Raw genomic sequence first — 17900 nt, 5'->3', positions numbered from 1 at the left:
CCCTTCTTGTTGGCGCAAGGTCATGCGCTGCTTGAGTGTATTAAAAGTTCTTATTGTTCAGTATGAAAAGCTGTGTATAAAAACAGCATGAGCAAAGGCCCCCTAGCACCCGAAATCGCACTTCACATCCGTGACTGGCTGAAAGAACTTTCAGGCGTCAAGCGTGCAAGCACGCACAGCGTCACTGCCTATACGCATGATGTTAGCGCCTTTCTGGCATTCTTACACCAGCACACGGGCGAAACCGTAACCAACGCAACACTCACCACCCTAGAAGAGCGAGATGTGCGCGCGTGGCTTGCCTTCCGCCTTAAGCGCGGTTACGCGAAAAGTTCAAACGCACGTGCCATTTCCGCACTACGCACCTTCTTCCGCTTCCTGCATAAACATACGGGGCTTGAGAATACTGCCGTTATGAATATCTCGGCACCCAAACTCGATAAGCCGCTTCCCAAAGCGCCCAATGAGTCACAAGCCAACGCGGCGCTGGATGGCCTGCTCGACTTTGATCGCAAGACATGGATCAACGCACGCAATCATGCGCTCGCTATACTGCTTTATGGTGCGGGCCTACGTATCAGCGAGGCGCTCTCACTTACCGTGAACGATATTCGTCACAAAGATTCGCTGCGCGTACGCGGCAAGGGTGCAAAATACAGACAAGTTCCTGTGCTGCCCATTATTCGTGACGCCGTAGAGGCGTATTTGAAATGCTCGCCCTTCCATCAAGACAATGACGACAGCGTACCGCTATTTTATGGCGCACGCGGCAAGGCCATGCAGCCTGCGATCTTTCAACGCCTCGTGCGTGACATACGCCGCCAGCTCGGATTACCCGAATCACTCACACCACACGCACTACGCCATGCTTTTGCAACGCACCTGCTGAGTCGTGGCGCAGAGCTGCGCGATATCCAAGAACTACTCGGCCACGCATCGCTTAGCACGACGCAGCGCTACACGCATGTCGATGCTGCACGACTACTAAGCGCCTATCAAGACGCGCACCCATTGGCAGAATAATTATTTGAGCGTCGCTGCAGTACGAATCACCGTTTCAAACACATCTTTCACGTGCTCTTCTGGCTTAAGACGCCCCGTGCGCATGTTGTCAGAAACCTGCTTCCATAACTCTGGCGCAAGCTCTTTTGGCAACAATACAAATCCCTCATTCGCTATTGCCTTAAGCACCGCATCTGCTTGCTTGGTGTAGTTTTCATTGAAGTAACTGCTATCCGCCGCTTGGATAGCGCTCGCAATTTTGCTGCGTAACTTGTTCATGCTGCTCATAAACATTACTCTAACAACTGCAGCAAAACCGTGCAGCATTTTCTTTGCTGCGATGCAACAAAACTGTGGATAGAATTGTTGCGGCGCACTGCTATGATGCGGCGCAGCTAGGGATTTCCTAAGTTTTTTTGTGCAGATGTGGTATAAAGAAACTGTGGATAATGACGTCCACATAAAGGAGTGAAGTAAGTTTATGAAGATTATTCATCTCATCACGTTGTTCCTCGTAGTTTTAGGTGGTGTTCACACCATTTTCAGTACGCTGGGTATCGATATGTTGGGTACGTTGCTTGGCAGCGGCATCCATATGACGATCATACATTTCGTGATCGGCTTGGGTACAGTATACTATGTACTGCCGATGCTTAAATCGCATCTCGCTAGTCACTAGTTACGCTAATCGATAGAAGCGTTTTCCCCGAATTTACGGGAATTCGCGTGAATTGACTTCTTCACACCTTCGCATGGTTACCATGCGAAGGTTTTCTTTTGAGGGCCAAGCTTGGTAAGGGACGCGAAGCGGTGGCGACGATGCGCCCTCCTGCTTAAAAATTACGCACTCAAACGTGCGGCAACTGCGTCAATGAACTGCCCCGTCGTCACGTATTTTTGCTGTGTGCCTACTAGTAAAGCTAGGTCTTTGGTCATGATGCCCGCCTCAACTGTATCAATCACCGCTTTCTCAAGCGTGGTGCAGAATGCTTCCAGCGCAGTATTATTATCAAACTTCGCGCGGTATCTGAGGCCTGAGGTCCATGCATAGATACTCGCGATGGGGTTCGTGCTCGTTTCTTTGCCCGCCTGGTGATCGCGGAAATGCCGCGTGACGGTTCCGTGCGCCGCTTCGGTCTCAACTGTTTTACCATCTGGCGTTAGCAGGATAGAGGTCATAAGGCCGAGCGAACCGAATCCCTGCGCCACCACGTCCGACTGCACGTCGCCATCGTAGTTCTTGCAGGCCCACACAAAACCACCATTCGACTTGATGGCATAAGCAACCAAATCATCAATCAAGCGATGCTCGTACCACAATTTAGAGGCTTCAAAACGCTCCTTAAATTCCGTGTCGAACACGCGCTGAAAGATGTGCTTAAAGTCACCATCGTATTTCTTGAGAATGGTGTTCTTGGTCGAAAGATAGACGGGGTAATTCACCGTCAACGCATAATTGAAGCAGGCACGTGCAAAACCCTCAATCGAGCGATTAAGGTTATACATACACATCGCCACCCCGGCGCTCTTGAAGTGATAGACTTCCTGTTCGTAAACCTCACTACCGTCATCAGGCGTGAATTTCATCACCAGTCTACCAGGGCGATCAACAATAATATCCGTTGCACGGTACTGGTCACCAAACGCATGACGGCCTACGATAATCGGCGCCGTCCAGCCTGGCACATAGCGCGGGATATTTTTGCAGATAATCGGTGCACGGAAAATCGTACCGTCCAAGATGTTACGAATCGTACCGTTAGGCGACTTCCACATTTGCTTAAGGCCGAATTCTTTGACCCGCGCCTCATCAGGCGTGATGGTCGCGCACTTAATGCCCACGCCGTGCTTCTTGATGGCATTGGCAGCATCGACGGTAATCTGATCATTCGTCTCGTCACGCTTCTCAATACCGAGGTCGTAGTACTCCAGCTTAATGTCGAGGAAGGGAAGGATAAGCTTATCCTTAATCATCTGCCAGATGATCCGTGTCATTTCATCACCATCAAGTTCTACAACGGGGGTATTAACGGATATTTTGGCCATGGCACTCGTTCCTGTGAGGGTTTGGCAATCAAGTAGCAGAGTGGGCAAACGAATCAAGCACGCATATCTGTCACAAAACCTTCATAAAAACCTTGGTGCGACAAACCCATTTTTCCTTTCTTTGTCACGCGCTTGTCATACTTATCCTCTAAGATGGAGCTATGCCCGACTCGGTATTTACAATCCCGCATAGCGACCACCCGGCCAATAACAAATTGGTGGTAGGACTGGACCTGAATGGTACGCTGCTAAATTACGACAAACAAACGGGCGCTGTAACGCCTATAAAGGGCGCGCTTGAGACCCTGAAATATCTCAAAGCACAAAATATACCCTTCTTCATCGCCACAAACGATGATGGCGACAAGCTATCTGTCGAAGAAAAGCTTATGAAGGCTTTCCCGGAAGATTATGAGTCCATCTTCGGAAACCTAGATACGCCAGACCATGGCTTTCCTATTTTCAAAGCAGGAAAAGAATCACTACGGCGCAAGCCAGCTCCCTTCCTATTGCTGGATGGCTATAAGAATTATGAAGGCTATAAACGCGTCTACATCGGAAACACACCGCATGATATGCGGGCCGCCGAGCGTGCGGGCGCACTGCCAATATTAGTGGGCGAGCCACGCCAAGAACATAACTTGCCAATCGAAACAAGCCACAGCATTACGCACCAGGACCTCCCTGAAACGCTACATATGCTGCGCTACGACCATTTGCTTAATTTCAGTGATGATCCGCAGAAAGCTAGCGAAATAAAAAATCCCCACGCGGGCAAAAAGAATTTGGTGCGCATCACCCAAGGTAAGGATGATCTGCAAACACTACTCGCTCGTGCGCAGGAAATGCAATATGCGCTCGTGCGCAAGGCCATTCTGGTTACCTTCCGTACATTCCTGAAAACACGCGACAACGCATCGGATCTTTTAGAAAGCGTGGAAAAAAGTACCGAAGAAAAGTGGTCAAAACTATCCGACGAAGAGAGAAGCAGAACCCCTAAAGACAAGTACCTCGCCATGCATTTCAACAAACTCGCCAAAGAAATGCGCTTGGATATTCGCATTATTGCCAATGGTCCCAAAAATGAAGAACGCACTAAAGATAAGGCGCTGGCACGTGGCAAAGAAGAAAATGCGATTGATGATTTGATTCGTATTAAATTCACTTCAAAAAGTTTTCCTGAAACGCTGCATCATATTCGCGACCGCCTCGTCACTAGCTACCCACACGTCATAGAATCGATGCATATGCGCGATGGTGGGAATGTGAGCGACGAGTTTAATATCGCTTTTCACGGCCTTATTGCCGACATCAGCATTGGTGAAAAAGATCAGGTCAATCGCGCAGATCGCATCAGTCATTTGATGTACGAAATACGTCGTGATTTTGAACTTCCCAATGATTCCAAGCTGGAAAGTGTGATTCAACGCATTCGCTTTTGGTCACGCTTGATTGAGCACATGATGCAAGATGATTTCGTGGCCAATGTTAATTCGCACCCGTCGCTGGAATCCTATATAAATCATGTAAGCAGAGGCCTTGCTCAGGAAAAGAATAGCCCAATTCCTGATCACGATATTACTAAAGTTTTGAGGGCCATCGACAACAAAGAAACCCTATTTTATCTTTCTACATTCTTACGCGACTACATCGGCCACAAAGACGCTCGCGCTGAAGCTTCTCCGACCACACTACAGCGCCGAGAAGATCTTGTTATCCCAGCCATGATGGATGATGAGCTGGAAGCTCTAAGCCCTGACGAAAAGAAGGAGAGAGTGGCAGACGCCGTTACCCAACTACAAAACGTGCACAAGCTTGTTCATATCGCCTATATTCGTGACGCGGATCCTAGCTGGCAGCAAGAATATGTAAAAATGGCGCGCGAACTGAACCAGAAAAAGGGCGCCGAGATTATTCCAGAGCGCATGTTGGATATGATTAATAACAAACCAAAAAGCGAGCCTCTACAGCCTGTGAGGGAACGATGAGCAACTGGGCATATTATAAATTCGACAGCATGCCGTGCCGCATCAAAATGCAAAATGGCAAAGCTATAAAAGCTGAAATCTACGAAGTGGGCGTAGGTTTTACGCAAGCCTCACCATTGCTCATCTCTGATGAAGGGCGACCACTGAATAAAGCAGAATTTGATGCGCTCTTGATGCTGCGTATTCAACAAAACAAAGCCGATGCGTAAGTGGTGGGATCGAGAGGATTCGAACCTCCGACCTAGCGTTTAGGAAACGCTTGCTCTATCCAGCTGAGCTACGACCCCTTAAGCAAACACCTTCATATTTTTAGGCATGACATAGACTGCTTGGTGCTTCATCAAATGCAATTGATCGACAACCGTTTTAGGCAATTCTGCATCCAGCAATGCGCCATTCTCGCGCTCTAGTTCAATTTTCACAAGCGGACCCGCAGGATTCATGTGAATGATCTCGGCCTTCACCGTTCCCGGCTCACGTGTAATGTAAAAATAGAGCTCATGTGGTCTGCAAAATACCTTCACGGGAACCCCAACCGTATTGGACGCAACGCTCTTGGTTTGTGACACGGGTATCTTGGGCTGTTCGGCGCGCAACAAGCGCGAAAGCAGGGGAATCTTCTTTACCCAATCATTACTTTTCTCGCTTAGCAAGCGCACGGGTTCTTGCTTTTCGCCCTCTTGTAGAAGCAACGTTCCGTCGGGCAATTGCCACGCGTCAAACTCGTTATAATGCCCCAAGAAATCATACACGAAGCCGTTAGCGGGTTGTAAATATACCTGCTCGGGCGTTCCCACTTGCTCGATTTTCCCCTGGCTCATCACCACCACTCTATCGGCCATTTCCATGGCTTCTTCTTGGTCATGCGTTACGAAAATCGTGGTGATGTTCAGCTCCTCATGCAACCTGCGCATCCAACGTCTTAGCTCTTTGCGCACCTTCGCATCTAGCGCACCAAAGGGCTCATCGAGCAGTAGAATTTTTGGCTCCACCGCTAGCGCTCTCGCCAACGCGACACGCTGGCGCTGTCCACCCGAAAGCTGCGACGGGTAACGCGCATGATAGGATTCCAAATGCACAAGATTGAGCAACTTCATGACCTTCTCATGAATCACTTCTTCGGAAAGTTTGTGCGCACCCTTGCGCACACGAAGACCAAACGCAACGTTTTCAAAAACGCTCATATGTTTGAATAATGCATAATGCTGAAACACAAAGCCCACCGCACTGCGTGCTGAGACATTCGCTTTTGAGGCAATCTGGATGACGCCCTTATCGGGTTTCTCAAGCCCCGCTATCATGCGCAGCAACGTCGTCTTGCCCGAACCAGAGGGCCCAAGCAACGCTATCAACTCCCCGTCCGCAATCGACAGCGACACATCCTTGAGCGCGCTGAATTCCCGAAATCGCTTACTGACCTGCTGTATGCTAATGCCCATGCAGCTTCCTCCTCTCCACCCATTGCTTAGCAGCCAAAGTGATGAGCGCAAGCAACGTCAATACCGACGCTACCGCAAAGGCTGCCGCAAAGTTATATTCGTTATAAAGCATCTCCACATAAAGCGGAATGGTTGTTGTCTCACCACGTATATGACCCGATACGACCGAGACAGCACCAAACTCGCCCATGGCGCGCGCATTACATAAAAGCACGCCATAAAGCAGTCCAAGTCGAATGTTTGGCAAGGTCACTTGCGAGAACATTTGCCACGGCGTTGCGCCTAACATTATCGCAGCCTCTTCCTCTTCGCGCCCCTGTTCTTGCATAAGGGGGATTAATTCTCGCGCCACAAAAGGGAAGGTCACAAATATGGTGGTAAGCACCAAGCCGGGCAGCGCAAAAATAATCTCGATATCATGGCGCACCAACCAATCACCGATCAATCCATGCACGCCAAAGAGCAGTACAAACGCAACGCCCGATATCACAGGCGACACCGAGAAGGGCAGGTCAATCAACGTTAGCAGCAAGCGCTTGCCGCGAAACTGGAACTTCGCAATCGCCCAACTTGCAGCCACGCCAAATACCACATTGAATGGCACAGCAATCGCCGCGACCACCACTGTAAGCATAATCGCCGCCGCCGCATCCGCTTCACTGATGCTTTCTAGAAACACCGCAAGACCTTGGCTAAAGGCCTCTGTGAAAACCGCAATAACAGGCAAGACGATCAGCAGCAAAATCGCGCTAATCGCGATTAAAGACAGGCCCATTCGCCATGCGAGCGGTTCATGCGTTGCCATGTGCTTCATACGACGCGACTCACTTTCCATTGCTGCACGCTGTTAAGTCCGTAAAGCACCGCAAACGAAACCATAAGCATCATCACCGCAATCACATGCGCACCCGCCATATCATATTCTTCGAGCTTCACCAAAATCACTAGCGGCACAATTTCTGCCACTTGCGGAATATTGCTGGAAAGAAAAATAACTGAGCCAAATTCACCAAATCCTCGCGCCAGCGCGAGCGAAAATCCAGAGACCAGCGCTGGAAATAAATGCGGCAACAACACGCGCAAAAACATCTGCCCATGAGTTGCACCAAGCGAAAGTGCGGCCTCTTCGATTTCGCTATCGAGCGCTTCCAACACTGGCTCAAGTGCGCGCACAACATAAGGCAAGCCAACAAATATTAGTGCCAGCCAGATGCCTGCCTGATTAAACACCAACTCAATTCCGATAGATTGCAGATAGCCGCCAACCCAACCATCGGGTGCATAAACGGCGCAAAGCGCAATGCCTGCAATCGCCGTCGGCAATGCAAACGGTAAATCAATCAACGCGTTGAGAAAGCCACGCCCTGCAAATTCATAACGCACCAACACCCACGCAATCACTATACCCAAAATCCCCGCAATCATCGCTGAGCCAACGGCAGCCATGATGCTGACGCGAAACGACGCTAGCACCCGCGCGTCCGTTGCAACGCGCATGATCTCTACCCATGTAAGTTGCGTCACGCTCAACACCAGCACCGCCAATGGCAGCACCACAATACTAAACAAGCACAATAGTGTTGTGCCCATCGCAAGAGGATAGGCAGGAAGCACGCTATGCGCCGTCAATGCGAAGGGGCGGAATTTCATTCGGACCTCTTCATGAATTGGTCGAATAGGCCATTTGCGTCAAAATGTTCTGCTTGGGCTTTTTTCCAGCCTCCGAACGCTTCGATGTTTAGCACGCGCGTATGATTCAAGCTTTGCAAATCATCACGCATTGTCGCTGAGCGGAAAAAATGCTGCACGGCAAGAGCTTGTGCATCTGGCCCAAAAAGCCCTTCAACATAGTCATTGGCGATGGCAGCTTCACTAAGCACCGCCACCACTGGCTCTGCCTTTATAGTCACTCGCGGCATCACAATTTCGAATGCGTCCGCTCCAAAATATTTCTGCGCCAGATGCGCTTCATTCTCCCACGTAATCAACACGTCGCCTTGCTTACGTCGCACAAAATTGGTGGTCGCGGCACGCGCTCCCGTATCAAATACCGGCACATGCCTAAGCCATGATTTCATGTAGTCACGCGCTGCTGGGGAATTTTCACCATAGCGCGCTTGGGCATAACCCCACGCCGCCAAATAGCCCCACCTTGCGCCGCCTGAGCTTTTGGGATTGGGCGTCAATACCCGCACATCTGGTCGCGTCAAATCACCCCAATCATAGATTTGTTTGGGATTTCCCGCCCGCACCAAAAACACGATTGTCGAATAAAACGGGACACGTGGCACGACGGGCTTGGCGCGTTTTTGTGCAATCATCTCAACATCATACTCTAGCGCTAGCGATACTACGTCTGCTGGCAGACCATCCATAACGGAGCGGGCCTGTTTCCCCGACCCACCATGCGACATGCGAATACGCGCCTTGGGGTGAGTGCTCTTGAAGTGGCGATTATAGTCAGCAAAAAGCTCACGCGTCGCATCATACGAAACATGTAGAAGTGTTTCACGTTCGGGCTTGGCGAATGCGTGAGAAGCGGCTAATGTCAGCGTCAGAATAGTAAACCATTTTACCATGCAGTAACCCTATGACGCGCGCCGCACAAAAGCAAGATTCAACCATTCCACTCGACACATTGTTGCTTGAGGTCAGCAGCAACGCCTTGCTCGACGAAACACGCGCCGTGAACGCACTGCTTGCGGCAACCAAACCTCTCACAGCAATGGACACGGGCGTACGCACCCGCGCCAGCGAACTCATCACCAAACAGCGCGCGATTGGTGCTGGCACGGCCGTAGAGGCATTCTTACAATCCTACGGCCTCTCCACCAAAGAAGGCATCGCCATGCTTTGCTTGGCAGAAGCGCTGCTGCGTATCCCCGACAGCACCACCGCCGATTCGCTGATTGAAGACACTTTCAAATCAGGCAACTGGAAACAGCATTTAGGGCAAAGCGATTCGACATTGGTCAACGCAGGCACATGGGGACTAATGCTTACCGGTGAAGTGCTTAAACTGGATTCGGGCGACTCGCTCGCTTCTTGGTTTGGTGGACTTGTAAAACGTTCGGGTGAGCCCGTCATTCGCCAAGCACTGCGCTCTGCTATGGGTTTCATCGGCCAGCAGTTTGTCATGGGCGAAGACATTGACGACGCGATTAAGAACGCCGCCAAGCCTGAAAAGCAAGGCTACATGATGTCCTATGACATTCTGGGCGAAGGCGCGCGTACCCAAAAACAAGCAGCACATTATGTCGATGCCTATATGGCAGCGATTGCCAAAATCGGCGCGAATCGCACGGGTGAATTATTTTCTAAACCAGGCATTTCCGTAAAGCTTTCCGCCCTGCATCCGCGCTATGCCTATTTGCAGCGCGACCGTGTACTCGTTGAGCTTCTGCCGCGCCTCAAAACCATCGTACGCGAAGCCATGAAACACGACATCGCCGTATCGTTGGACGCAGAGGAAGCCAACCGTCTCGACCTTCATTTGATACTCTATTATGAGCTTCTGCGTGATCCAGAATTCGCTGCGTTCGAAGGTATTGGCTTTGTATTACAGGCCTATCAAAAGCGTGCATTCTACGCCGTTGATGCCCTCATTCACATGGCGCGCGAAACGGGCCATAAAATCCCCGTGCGTCTCGTGAAAGGCGCTTATTGGGACAGCGAAATAAAATATGCCCAAGTGAATGGATTAAGCGGTTATCCTGTCTTCACGGAGAAATTCTACACCGATCTTTCCTATCTTGCCTGCGCGCAAAAAATGCTTGCTGCAACAGACGTGCTCTATCCGCAATTTGCTACGCATAATGCCCTCACCGTCGCCACGATTATCGAATTAGCAAAAACAAAATCGCTGGCCGTGTCGGCCTTCGAATTCCAGCGCTTGCATGGCATGGGCGAGAGCCTGCATGACCAACTGGTGGGCGAATATCGCAGCCGCATTTACGCGCCCGTAGGTGCACACAAAGACTTGCTGGCGTATCTCATTCGTCGCTTATTGGAAAACGGCGCGAATACCAGTTTTGTCCATTTACTGCTCGACCAAGCCACGCCGATTGACTCCCTCACCGAAAGTCCGATTACGCTATCACTTGCCGCTAATTCCATGCCAAGCGCTGCGATTCCATTACCTGTAAATCTGTATGGTAATCGCAAGAATTCTGGTGGCTTTGAGCTTGGCTATCGTGCCGAATATGAGCGCGTAACCAGCGCTCTGAAACCACTTCTCAGCAAAAAATATGAAGCGCCAAGGGACACTAACGTAAAAGAAATACCCAACCTCTTTGCTGCAGCAAAAACTGCGCAAAAATCATGGGACGTAACACCCATCGCCACCCGCGCAGAGATGCTACGAAAGGCAGCCGATATACTCGAAGCCGAGCAAATGGAGTGGATTGCGCTGCTACAGCAAGAGGGCAAAAAAACCATCTATGATGCGCTAGCTGAAATCCGTGAGGCAGCCGACTTCTGTCGCTATTACGCACTTCATGCCGAGCAGCTCTTCACCCCGCAAACGCTTACGGGACCAACGGGTGAAAGCAACGTGCTAAGCTTACATGGTTGTGGTGTGTTCGTGTGTATCAGCCCGTGGAATTTTCCTCTCGCTATTTTCATGGGCCAAGTCGTTGCCGCACTCGTTGCGGGCAATTGCGTGCTTGCCAAACCCGCCGAACAAACACCTGCGATTGCGGCAAAAGCAGTTGAAGCATTGCACCGCGCGGGCGTTCCCCAAGACGTACTACAACTCGTCTGCGGCAAAGGTGAAACCGTGGGCGCCGCGCTGATTAAATCGCCACACACGGCAGGTGTCTGCTTTACGGGCTCTACCTATGTGGCCAAACTTATCCAGCGTTCTTTGGCCGAAAAAGACGGACCAATCGTGCCACTCATTGCTGAAACGGGTGGCCAGAACGTAATGATTGTCGACAGCTCGGCACTACTCGAACAAGCGGTGGATGATATCATCACCAGCGCCTTTGGTTCGGCGGGTCAACGCTGCTCGGCGCTACGCTGCGTCTTCGTGCAGGAAGATATTGTGCCTGCGCTGCGTGAATTGCTCATGGGCGCGATGGATGAATTGCGCCTCGGCGATCCAAAAGAACTCACCACCGAGATCGGCCCCGTGATCGACGAAGAAGCCCAAACCAAACTAAAAGCACATAAAAAGGCTCTGATTCGCGCCGTACGCTGGTATCACTCCACCCCCGTAGATGCCGCTAATATCGCGTATGACAGCTTCGTGATACCACATGTATTCCCCATCCAGTCCCTTAGCGACTTGGAGGAAGAGCATTTCGGTCCCATCCTGCATTTCATCAGCTTCAAGGCTAAAGAGCTGCCACACGTCATCGAGCAAATTCACGCAACAGGTTATGGCCTCACCTTCGGCCTACATACGCGCCTAAGAAGCGGGATGGACGAAATCCTAAGCGCTGTCCATGTCGGCAATCGCTACGTAAATCGCTCGATGATTGGCGCCGTGGTCGGCGTGCAGCCCTTTGGCGGCGAAGGCCTCTCAGGTACGGGTCCCAAAGCGGGCGGCCCATACTATCTGCTACGCTTTGCACATGAACGCACCACGACCATTAACACCGCCGCCATTGGCGGGAATGTCGAGTTGCTTAGCTAGATATGAACGGCGCGGCCATCTACTGCTAACGCCGCTTCCTTAACCGCCTCATTGAGCGTTGGGTGGGCGTGGCAGGTGCGGGCGATATCTTCGCTCGAGGCACCAAATTCCATCGCAATGCAGACTTCATGAATCATCGTGCCCGCATGTGGACCAATGATATGGCAGCCATAGACTTTATCGGTCTTCGCATCCGCCAGAATTTTCACAAAACCATCTGGCGTGCCCGCGCCGCGTGCACGTGAGTTTGCCATGAATGGGAATTTGCCGACCTTATAGGCAACGCCTGATTCTTTGAGCTGCTCCTCGGTCTTGCCCACGGTGGCAACTTCTGGCCACGTATAAACCACGCCTGGAATCGCATCGTAATTAATGTGCGGCTTCTGACCTGCGATATGCTCGACACACACCACGCCCTCTTCCTCGGCCTTGTGGGCGAGCATAGGGCCTGCAATCACGTCACCAATCGCGTAGATGCCCGCAACATTGGTTTGTAGATGTTCGTCGACCTCGATGCGGCCACGATTATCCAATTTCACGCCAACGCTCTCTAAGCCCAAATTCTGGGTATAAGGGCGGCGACCCACTGCGACCAGCAACACGTCGGCCTTCACGGTCTCGGCATTGCCGCCTGCTGCGTCTTCCACGGTCAGCTCAACGCCTTTGCCTGCTTTTGCGGCAGTTACTTTCTTACCAAGGCGGAATGTCATGCCCTGCTTCTCGAGAATCTTTTGGAACTGTTTCGAGATTTCATTGTCGATGCCCGGCGTAATACGGTCGAGATATTCAATGACCGTTACTTCCGCACCCAGACGTCCCCAGACCGAGCCAAGCTCAAGCCCGATAACACCCGCACCAATCACCACGAGCTTCTTGGGAACTTCCTTAAGCTCCAGCGCGCCGGTAGATGACACGATTTGTTTTTCATCAATCGTAATACCGGGAAGCGGTGTTACCTCAGAACCCGTCGCGATGATGATGTTCTTCGCACCGTATTTCTTGCCCTCAACAGTCACCTCATTCTTACCGCTAATGCTGCCATGGCCTACTAGGTAGGTAACTTTATTTTTCTTGAAAAGACCCTCGATACCTTTGGTAAAGCTCGACACCACCTCGTCCTTACGGCCCATCATGGTCTTGAGGTTCAGCGACACCTTCGCGTCAATACCGTGCTTGGCGAATTCATGCTGTGCGTCGTGATATTTTTCGGATGATTCCAGCAATACTTTCGACGGAATGCAGCCCACATTAAGGCAAGTTCCGCCAAGGGTGCCGCGCTTTTCAACACATGCTGTTTTCAAGCCCAACTGCGCCGCGCGAATTGCCGCAACATAACCACCAGGGCCACCACCAATAATCACTACGTCAAAATTTTCGCTCATATTAAAACCCATCATCTTCCATTAAATCATCCATGAAATCTTCGGTCTCATTCGTATCGAGAACGTCGTCCATTTCTTCTTCATCATCTTCCTCGGCATCTTCCTCTTTGGAGGATTCAGATTGCGTATTCGAAGCATTACTCTGCTTGCTACTCGATGCCTTGGCGCATGCCGCAAGCGGCGACGCGAGCAAAACCATCACGAGCAGCAAACGTAGCATTAAAGACCTAGCAACAAGCGGCGAGGATCTTCAATCGCCTGCTTCACCTTCACAAGGAAGGTCACTGACTCACGACCATCAATGATGCGATGGTCGTACGAAAGCGCCACATACATCATCGGACGAATCACCACTTGGCCATTCACTGCCACGGGGCGCTCTTCGGTTTTGTGCATGCCCAAAATACCCGATTGTGGTGGGTTGACGATAGGCGTCGACATCAGCGAGCCATACACACCACCATTCGAAACGGTGAAGGTACCGCCCGTCATTTCTGCCATGCTCAGCGTGCCGCTACGTGCCTTGTCAGCATACATCGCGATATCCGCCTCGATTTGTGCGAGCGACTTTTTGTCGCAATCACGCACTACTGGAACCACAAGACCCTGCGCACCACCAACAGCAACGCCGATATCGTAGTAGTTTTTGTAGATGATATCATCGCCAGCAATTTCCGCATTCACTGCAGGAACCTGTTTGAGCGCGTTCACTGCAGCCTTGATGAAGAAGCCCATGAAGCCAAGCTTAATGCCGTGCTTCTTTTCGAACTCGTCTTTGTATTCGTTGCGCAGCGCAATCACGTTCGTCATGTCGATTTCGTTGAACGTAGTCAAAATCGCCGCCGTGTTCTGTGAATCTTTCAAACGACGTGCAATGGTCTGGCGCAATTTGGTCATCTTCACGCGCTCTTCGCGTGGTCCAGCAGCAGCGCCGCTCGTACCCATACCATCGCCCTCAAGCGCAGTAATCACGTCGCCCTTGGTGATGCGACCATCTTTGCCAGAAGCGGAGATGCTTGCAGGATTCACTTGCGGATTCTCTGCCAGCATCTTGGTTACTGCAGGGCCATTTGCCGCAGCAGGCGCAGCAACAGGTGCTGCCGCTTTCGCAGGGGCAGGGGCGGGAGCCGCAGCAGGTGCTGCCGCACTTACAGCGCCAGAAGCGCCCACTTCAATTTTACCCAAAATCGCGCCAACGCCAACATTGCTACCTTCCGCAGCGAGAATTTCCTTCAGCGCGCCAGCAGCAGGTGATGGTACCTCAACGGTCACCTTATCGGTTTCGAGCTCACAAAGCGGCTCATCGACTTTCACTGCGTCGCCCACTTTTTTGAACCATTTGGCGATGGTCGCTTCACTCACCGACTCGCCCAAAGTTGGAACGACGATATCCTTGGTTGCCATGAAAATCTCCTATGCTTTCTTACGTTGTTTTTGTGCGTTCGCATCTTCCGTTGGTGCGAAGGCTTTTTCGACAATCTCAGCTTGTGCGCGCTGGTGCAGCTTCATGTACCCTTCTGCAGGAGACGCGGCTTCTTTGCGGCCCACATAACGAATACGCTGATTACTACGACCCAATGCATCCAACACGTCGCCGATACGTGGGCCAATAAAGCGCCACGCACCCATATTCTCCGGCTCTTCTTGTGCCCAGAATATTTCAGCGTTTTTATATTTTACCAACGCTTCTTCAATCTCGTTGCGCGGGAAAGGATAATACTGCTCGACACGCACAATCGCGACGTCGTCTGCCTTGCGCTCACGACGCTGTTCCAGCAATTCGTAATAGAACTTACCGCTCGTGAAAATCAGGCGTTTTACTTTGTCATCTGCTGCAATCTTGTCGATCTCGCCGATTACGCGCTTGAAGCTAGAGCCTGGTGCAAAATCCTTGAGCGAGCTGGTAGCAAGCTTGTGACGCAATAGTGATTTTGGCGTCATTACAATCAAAGGTTTGCGGAATTTACGGCCTACAATCTGGCGGCGCAACGCATGGAAGAAGTTCGCAGGCGTCGTGATATTGCAGACCTGCATGTTGTCTTCACCACAAAGCTGCAAGAAACGCTCAGGGCGTGCCGAGCTATGCTCTGGACCCTGACCTTCATGACCATGCGGCAGTAACATCACGAGACCCGACATACGCAGCCACTTGATCTCACCGCTTGCGATAAACTGGTCGATGATCACCTGCGCGCCATTGGCGAAATCACCGAACTGCGCTTCCCACAACACCAACGCTTCTGGCTCGGCGAGCGAATAGCCATACTCGAACGCGAGTACGGCAAACTCACTGAGGTTTGAATCATGCACTTCGTAGTGCGCCTGTTCACCGCCTAAATGATTGAGCGGCTCAAAGCGCGCTTCTGTTTCTTGATCGATGAATACGGAATGGCGATGCGAGAACGTGCCGCGACCCGAATCCTGACCCGTCAAACGAATCGGCTTTCCTTCCTTAAGCAACGAACCAAAGGCCAATGCCTCGCCCATTGCCCAATCAAGGCCTTCACCCGTTTCCATCATCTCTTGCTTAGCTTTTAGCTGACGCTCTACTTTTCGGTTAATGTTGAAACCCTGCGGGAATTGCGTCAACGCGGCGCCAATTTCTTTCAGCTTCTTGAGGTCCACGCCTGTATCTGGCTCTTTGCCAAGACCAATTTCTGGCTGCGCAAAGCCGCTCCACTTACCCTCAAGCCAGTTTGCCTTGTTGGGTTTGAAGTCCTTGCCTGCTTCATATTCCTTATTGAAATGCACATTGAGTTTCTCAATTTCTGCTGCCACCTCATCTTCAGACAGCGTGCCTTCGGCGATCAATTTCTGCGCATAAATACGTGCAGGTAACTGTTTTTGAGCAATGGTTTTGTACATGATAGGCTGGGTGAACATCGGCTCGTCACCCTCGTTATGGCCGTATTTACGGTAACAAATAATATCGACCACCGTATCGCGCTGGAACTGTTGGCGGAATTCTGTCGCCAGCTTACATGCAAATATCACGGCTTCTGGATCTTCACCATTCACATGGAAAATAGGCGATTGAACCGACTTCGCACAATCCGTTGGATAGGGCGTAAACCGCGAATAACGTGGTGCGGTGGTAAAACCAATTTGGTTGTTCACGATAACGTGCACCGTGCCACCCGTGCGATAGCCGCGTAAATCCGAAAGCGCGAGCGTCTCTGGCACCGAACCTTGGCCCGCGAATGCGGCATCGCCATGCAGGGTTAAGCCCATTACTTTACTGCGCACACCGTCTTTTTTCTGGTCCTGTTTTGCACGCACTCTACCCACTACAACAGGGTTCACTGCCTCTAAGTGCGAAGGGTTGGCGTTAAGCGACAAGTGCAAATTCTTACCATTCGACATGACGCGATCATGCGATGCGCCAAGGTGATATTTCACATCACCCGATGAATTGACCGACTCAGGGAAATCCAAGTTGCCATTAAAAATCGACAGCAGCTCCGAATAGCGCTTGCCCATGATGGTGGTGAGTACGTTCATACGGCCACGGTGCGGCATACCAATAACAATTTCTTCTACACCAAGATTGCTTGCTGTTTCCAAAATCGCTTCCAAACCAGGCACCATTGCGTCGCCACCCTGCACGGAGAAGCGCTTCATGCCCGTATATTTTAGCTGCACAAATTCTTCGAACCCTTCAACCTCAAGCAGCGTATTCAAAATGCGCTTCTTCTCGTCTTTCGTGAGGTTTGGGCGGCCTTGCGCGGCTTCAATGCGCGACTGAATCCATTCGCGCTGCGCAGGATCTTGGATGTGCATGTACTCGAAACCAATCGCGCTCGAATAGGTTGCACGTAGAATACCCAGAATTTCAGTCAAGCTTGCGCGCTCGAATCCGAGCGTGCCGCCCAAATAAATCGGGCGATCATAATCAGCAGAGGTAAATCCATACGTCGCGGGGTCAAGGTCAGGATGCGACTTAGGTGGCTCCAAACCAAGCGGATCAAGATCCGCCGCCAAGTGGCCGCGCACGCGGTATGCGCGAATCAAGCGTTGGGCACGAATAGCGTCCCACGCCGCCGCTTCAATCGCCTTCGGATCGGCTGGCGAGGCGCCGGCGCCTTTCGTTTTATCTGCTTTTTGAGCAGCATCAGGATCTGCCTGCCCAATCACCGCGGAGGGTGTTTTATCCCATGACGGCTTTTGCGGGCTTGGGTCGCCAAGCGCGGCAAAGAATTTCTGCCAGCTCGCATCTACCGATGCAGGGTTGGCAAGGTAGCGCTTGTAAAGCTCTTCAATAAAAACAGAGTTCGCGCCGTACAGATAGGAATTTTCAAGCGTTTCGCGTGACATAAAAGGTCCCAAGTGCGAGTGCGTATGATGAGCCATACGCTCCCTTGGGTTGTAGGCCTCACCCATTGGAAATTCAAGAAAATTCCAAAAC

General features: G+C 51.3%; 15 protein-coding genes and 1 tRNA gene. 5 read left to right on the top strand and 11 right to left on the bottom strand.

The window, feature by feature from the left end; genetic code table 11:
* Positions 1-87: 87 nt before the first annotated feature.
* Positions 88-1023 carry a tyrosine recombinase XerC gene (locus J0M34_07315; protein MBN8544055.1) on the top strand — a complete coding sequence of 312 codons (936 nt, stop codon included), beginning with the start codon at positions 88-90 and terminating at the stop codon, positions 1021-1023.
* Here the strand turns inward: J0M34_07315 and J0M34_07310 are convergent, their stop codons facing one another.
* Positions 1024-1290: a hypothetical protein gene (locus tag J0M34_07310; GenBank protein ID MBN8544054.1), complete on the bottom strand. Its 267-nt coding sequence runs from the start codon at positions 1288-1290 to the stop codon at positions 1024-1026.
* 193 nt (positions 1291-1483) lie between these two features.
* On the opposite strand from J0M34_07310, the gene J0M34_07305 reads away from it, so the two are divergent.
* A complete protein-coding gene (locus J0M34_07305) occupies positions 1484-1681 on the top strand; it encodes a hypothetical protein (GenBank protein ID MBN8544053.1) in 198 nt (65 codons plus the stop codon).
* 161 nt (positions 1682-1842) lie between these two features.
* Here the strand turns inward: J0M34_07305 and J0M34_07300 are convergent, their stop codons facing one another.
* Positions 1843-3048 (bottom strand): NADP-dependent isocitrate dehydrogenase, encoded by a 1206-nt coding sequence (locus J0M34_07300; GenBank protein ID MBN8544052.1) that lies wholly within the window; start codon positions 3046-3048, stop codon positions 1843-1845.
* A gap of 161 nt (positions 3049-3209) precedes the next feature.
* Here J0M34_07300 and J0M34_07295 point away from each other — a divergent pair, with 161 nt between their 5' ends.
* On the top strand, positions 3210-5036 hold the full coding sequence (locus J0M34_07295; GenBank protein MBN8544051.1) for an HAD family hydrolase: 1827 nt from the start codon (positions 3210-3212) through the stop codon (positions 5034-5036).
* The gene (locus J0M34_07290) at positions 5033-5245 is read left to right on the top strand and encodes a hypothetical protein (GenBank protein ID MBN8544050.1); all 213 of its coding nucleotides are present in this window, start codon (positions 5033-5035) and stop codon (positions 5243-5245) included. Before J0M34_07295 ends, J0M34_07290 begins: the two co-directional genes overlap by 4 nt.
* A gap of 1 nt (position 5246) precedes the next feature.
* On the opposite strand, the gene J0M34_07285 is transcribed toward J0M34_07290, so the two are convergent.
* The 5 genes from J0M34_07285 to J0M34_07265 form a co-directional block, all read right to left on the bottom strand.
* Positions 5247-5323, bottom strand: a tRNA-Arg gene (locus J0M34_07285).
* Positions 5324-6475, bottom strand: coding sequence for a TOBE-like domain-containing protein (locus J0M34_07280; GenBank protein MBN8544049.1), 1152 nt, complete (start codon positions 6473-6475; stop codon positions 5324-5326).
* Positions 6465-7310 (bottom strand): sulfate ABC transporter permease subunit CysW, encoded by an 846-nt coding sequence (gene cysW / locus J0M34_07275; GenBank protein ID MBN8544048.1) that lies wholly within the window; start codon positions 7308-7310, stop codon positions 6465-6467. The genes J0M34_07280 and cysW overlap by 11 nt, the downstream gene beginning before the upstream one ends.
* A complete protein-coding gene (cysT, locus tag J0M34_07270) occupies positions 7286-8125 on the bottom strand; it encodes a sulfate ABC transporter permease subunit CysT (GenBank protein MBN8544047.1) in 840 nt (279 codons plus the stop codon). The genes cysW and cysT overlap by 25 nt, the downstream gene beginning before the upstream one ends.
* Positions 8122-9054 (bottom strand): sulfate ABC transporter substrate-binding protein, encoded by a 933-nt coding sequence (locus J0M34_07265; protein MBN8544046.1) that lies wholly within the window; start codon positions 9052-9054, stop codon positions 8122-8124. The genes cysT and J0M34_07265 overlap by 4 nt, the downstream gene beginning before the upstream one ends.
* Before the next feature lie 11 nt (positions 9055-9065).
* Here J0M34_07265 and J0M34_07260 point away from each other — a divergent pair, with 11 nt between their 5' ends.
* Positions 9066-12113 (top strand): L-glutamate gamma-semialdehyde dehydrogenase, encoded by a 3048-nt coding sequence (locus J0M34_07260; protein ID MBN8544045.1) that lies wholly within the window; start codon positions 9066-9068, stop codon positions 12111-12113.
* Here J0M34_07260 and J0M34_07255 read toward each other — a convergent pair.
* The 4 genes from J0M34_07255 to J0M34_07240 are packed head-to-tail and all read right to left on the bottom strand — an operon-like array spanning position 12110 to position 17809.
* Positions 12110-13495: a dihydrolipoyl dehydrogenase gene (locus J0M34_07255; protein ID MBN8544044.1), complete on the bottom strand. Its 1386-nt coding sequence runs from the start codon at positions 13493-13495 to the stop codon at positions 12110-12112. The two genes, J0M34_07260 and J0M34_07255, sit on opposite strands and share 4 nt — an antisense overlap.
* 1 nt (position 13496) lies before the next feature.
* Complete coding sequence (locus J0M34_07250) at positions 13497-13715, bottom strand: hypothetical protein (protein ID MBN8544043.1); 219 nt, start codon at positions 13713-13715, stop codon at positions 13497-13499.
* Positions 13715-14899, bottom strand: a complete 1185-nt coding sequence (gene odhB / locus J0M34_07245; GenBank protein ID MBN8544042.1) for a 2-oxoglutarate dehydrogenase complex dihydrolipoyllysine-residue succinyltransferase — start codon at positions 14897-14899, stop codon at positions 13715-13717. Before odhB ends, J0M34_07250 begins: the two co-directional genes overlap by 1 nt.
* Positions 14900-14908: 9 nt before the next feature.
* Entirely contained in the window at positions 14909-17809 is a 2901-nt protein-coding gene (locus tag J0M34_07240; protein MBN8544041.1) for a 2-oxoglutarate dehydrogenase E1 component, read from the bottom strand.
* Between the last annotated feature and the right edge of the window lie 91 nt (positions 17810-17900).

It is taken from the genome of Alphaproteobacteria bacterium (assembly GCA_017302575.1).
GTDB lineage: Bacteria > Pseudomonadota > Alphaproteobacteria > Rickettsiales > UBA3002 > JAFLDD01.
Note: the sequence above shows the minus strand (reverse complement) of the source record. Positions and strands in the feature narration are given on the sequence as shown.

Excerpts from the sequence above, each read along its gene's own strand:
- J0M34_07315 (MBN8544055.1), top strand. The coding sequence starts at position 88 with ATGAGCAAAGGCCCCCTAGCACCCGAAATCGCACTTCACATCCGTGAC.
- J0M34_07310 (MBN8544054.1), bottom strand. The coding sequence starts at position 1,290 with ATGAGCAGCATGAACAAGTTACGCAGCAAAATTGCGAGCGCTATCCAA.
- J0M34_07305 (MBN8544053.1), top strand. The coding sequence starts at position 1,484 with ATGAAGATTATTCATCTCATCACGTTGTTCCTCGTAGTTTTAGGTGGT.
- J0M34_07300 (MBN8544052.1), bottom strand. The coding sequence starts at position 3,048 with ATGGCCAAAATATCCGTTAATACCCCCGTTGTAGAACTTGATGGTGAT.
- J0M34_07295 (MBN8544051.1), top strand. The coding sequence starts at position 3,210 with ATGCCCGACTCGGTATTTACAATCCCGCATAGCGACCACCCGGCCAAT.
- J0M34_07290 (MBN8544050.1), top strand. The coding sequence starts at position 5,033 with ATGAGCAACTGGGCATATTATAAATTCGACAGCATGCCGTGCCGCATC.
- J0M34_07280 (MBN8544049.1), bottom strand. The coding sequence starts at position 6,475 with ATGGGCATTAGCATACAGCAGGTCAGTAAGCGATTTCGGGAATTCAGC.
- cysW (MBN8544048.1), bottom strand. The coding sequence starts at position 7,310 with ATGGAAAGTGAGTCGCGTCGTATGAAGCACATGGCAACGCATGAACCG.
- cysT (MBN8544047.1), bottom strand. The coding sequence starts at position 8,125 with ATGAAATTCCGCCCCTTCGCATTGACGGCGCATAGCGTGCTTCCTGCC.
- J0M34_07265 (MBN8544046.1), bottom strand. The coding sequence starts at position 9,054 with ATGGTAAAATGGTTTACTATTCTGACGCTGACATTAGCCGCTTCTCAC.
- J0M34_07260 (MBN8544045.1), top strand. The coding sequence starts at position 9,066 with ATGACGCGCGCCGCACAAAAGCAAGATTCAACCATTCCACTCGACACA.
- J0M34_07255 (MBN8544044.1), bottom strand. The coding sequence starts at position 13,495 with ATGAGCGAAAATTTTGACGTAGTGATTATTGGTGGTGGCCCTGGTGGT.
- J0M34_07250 (MBN8544043.1), bottom strand. The coding sequence starts at position 13,715 with ATGCTACGTTTGCTGCTCGTGATGGTTTTGCTCGCGTCGCCGCTTGCG.
- odhB (MBN8544042.1), bottom strand. The coding sequence starts at position 14,899 with ATGGCAACCAAGGATATCGTCGTTCCAACTTTGGGCGAGTCGGTGAGT.
- J0M34_07240 (MBN8544041.1), bottom strand. The coding sequence starts at position 17,809 with ATGTCACGCGAAACGCTTGAAAATTCCTATCTGTACGGCGCGAACTCT.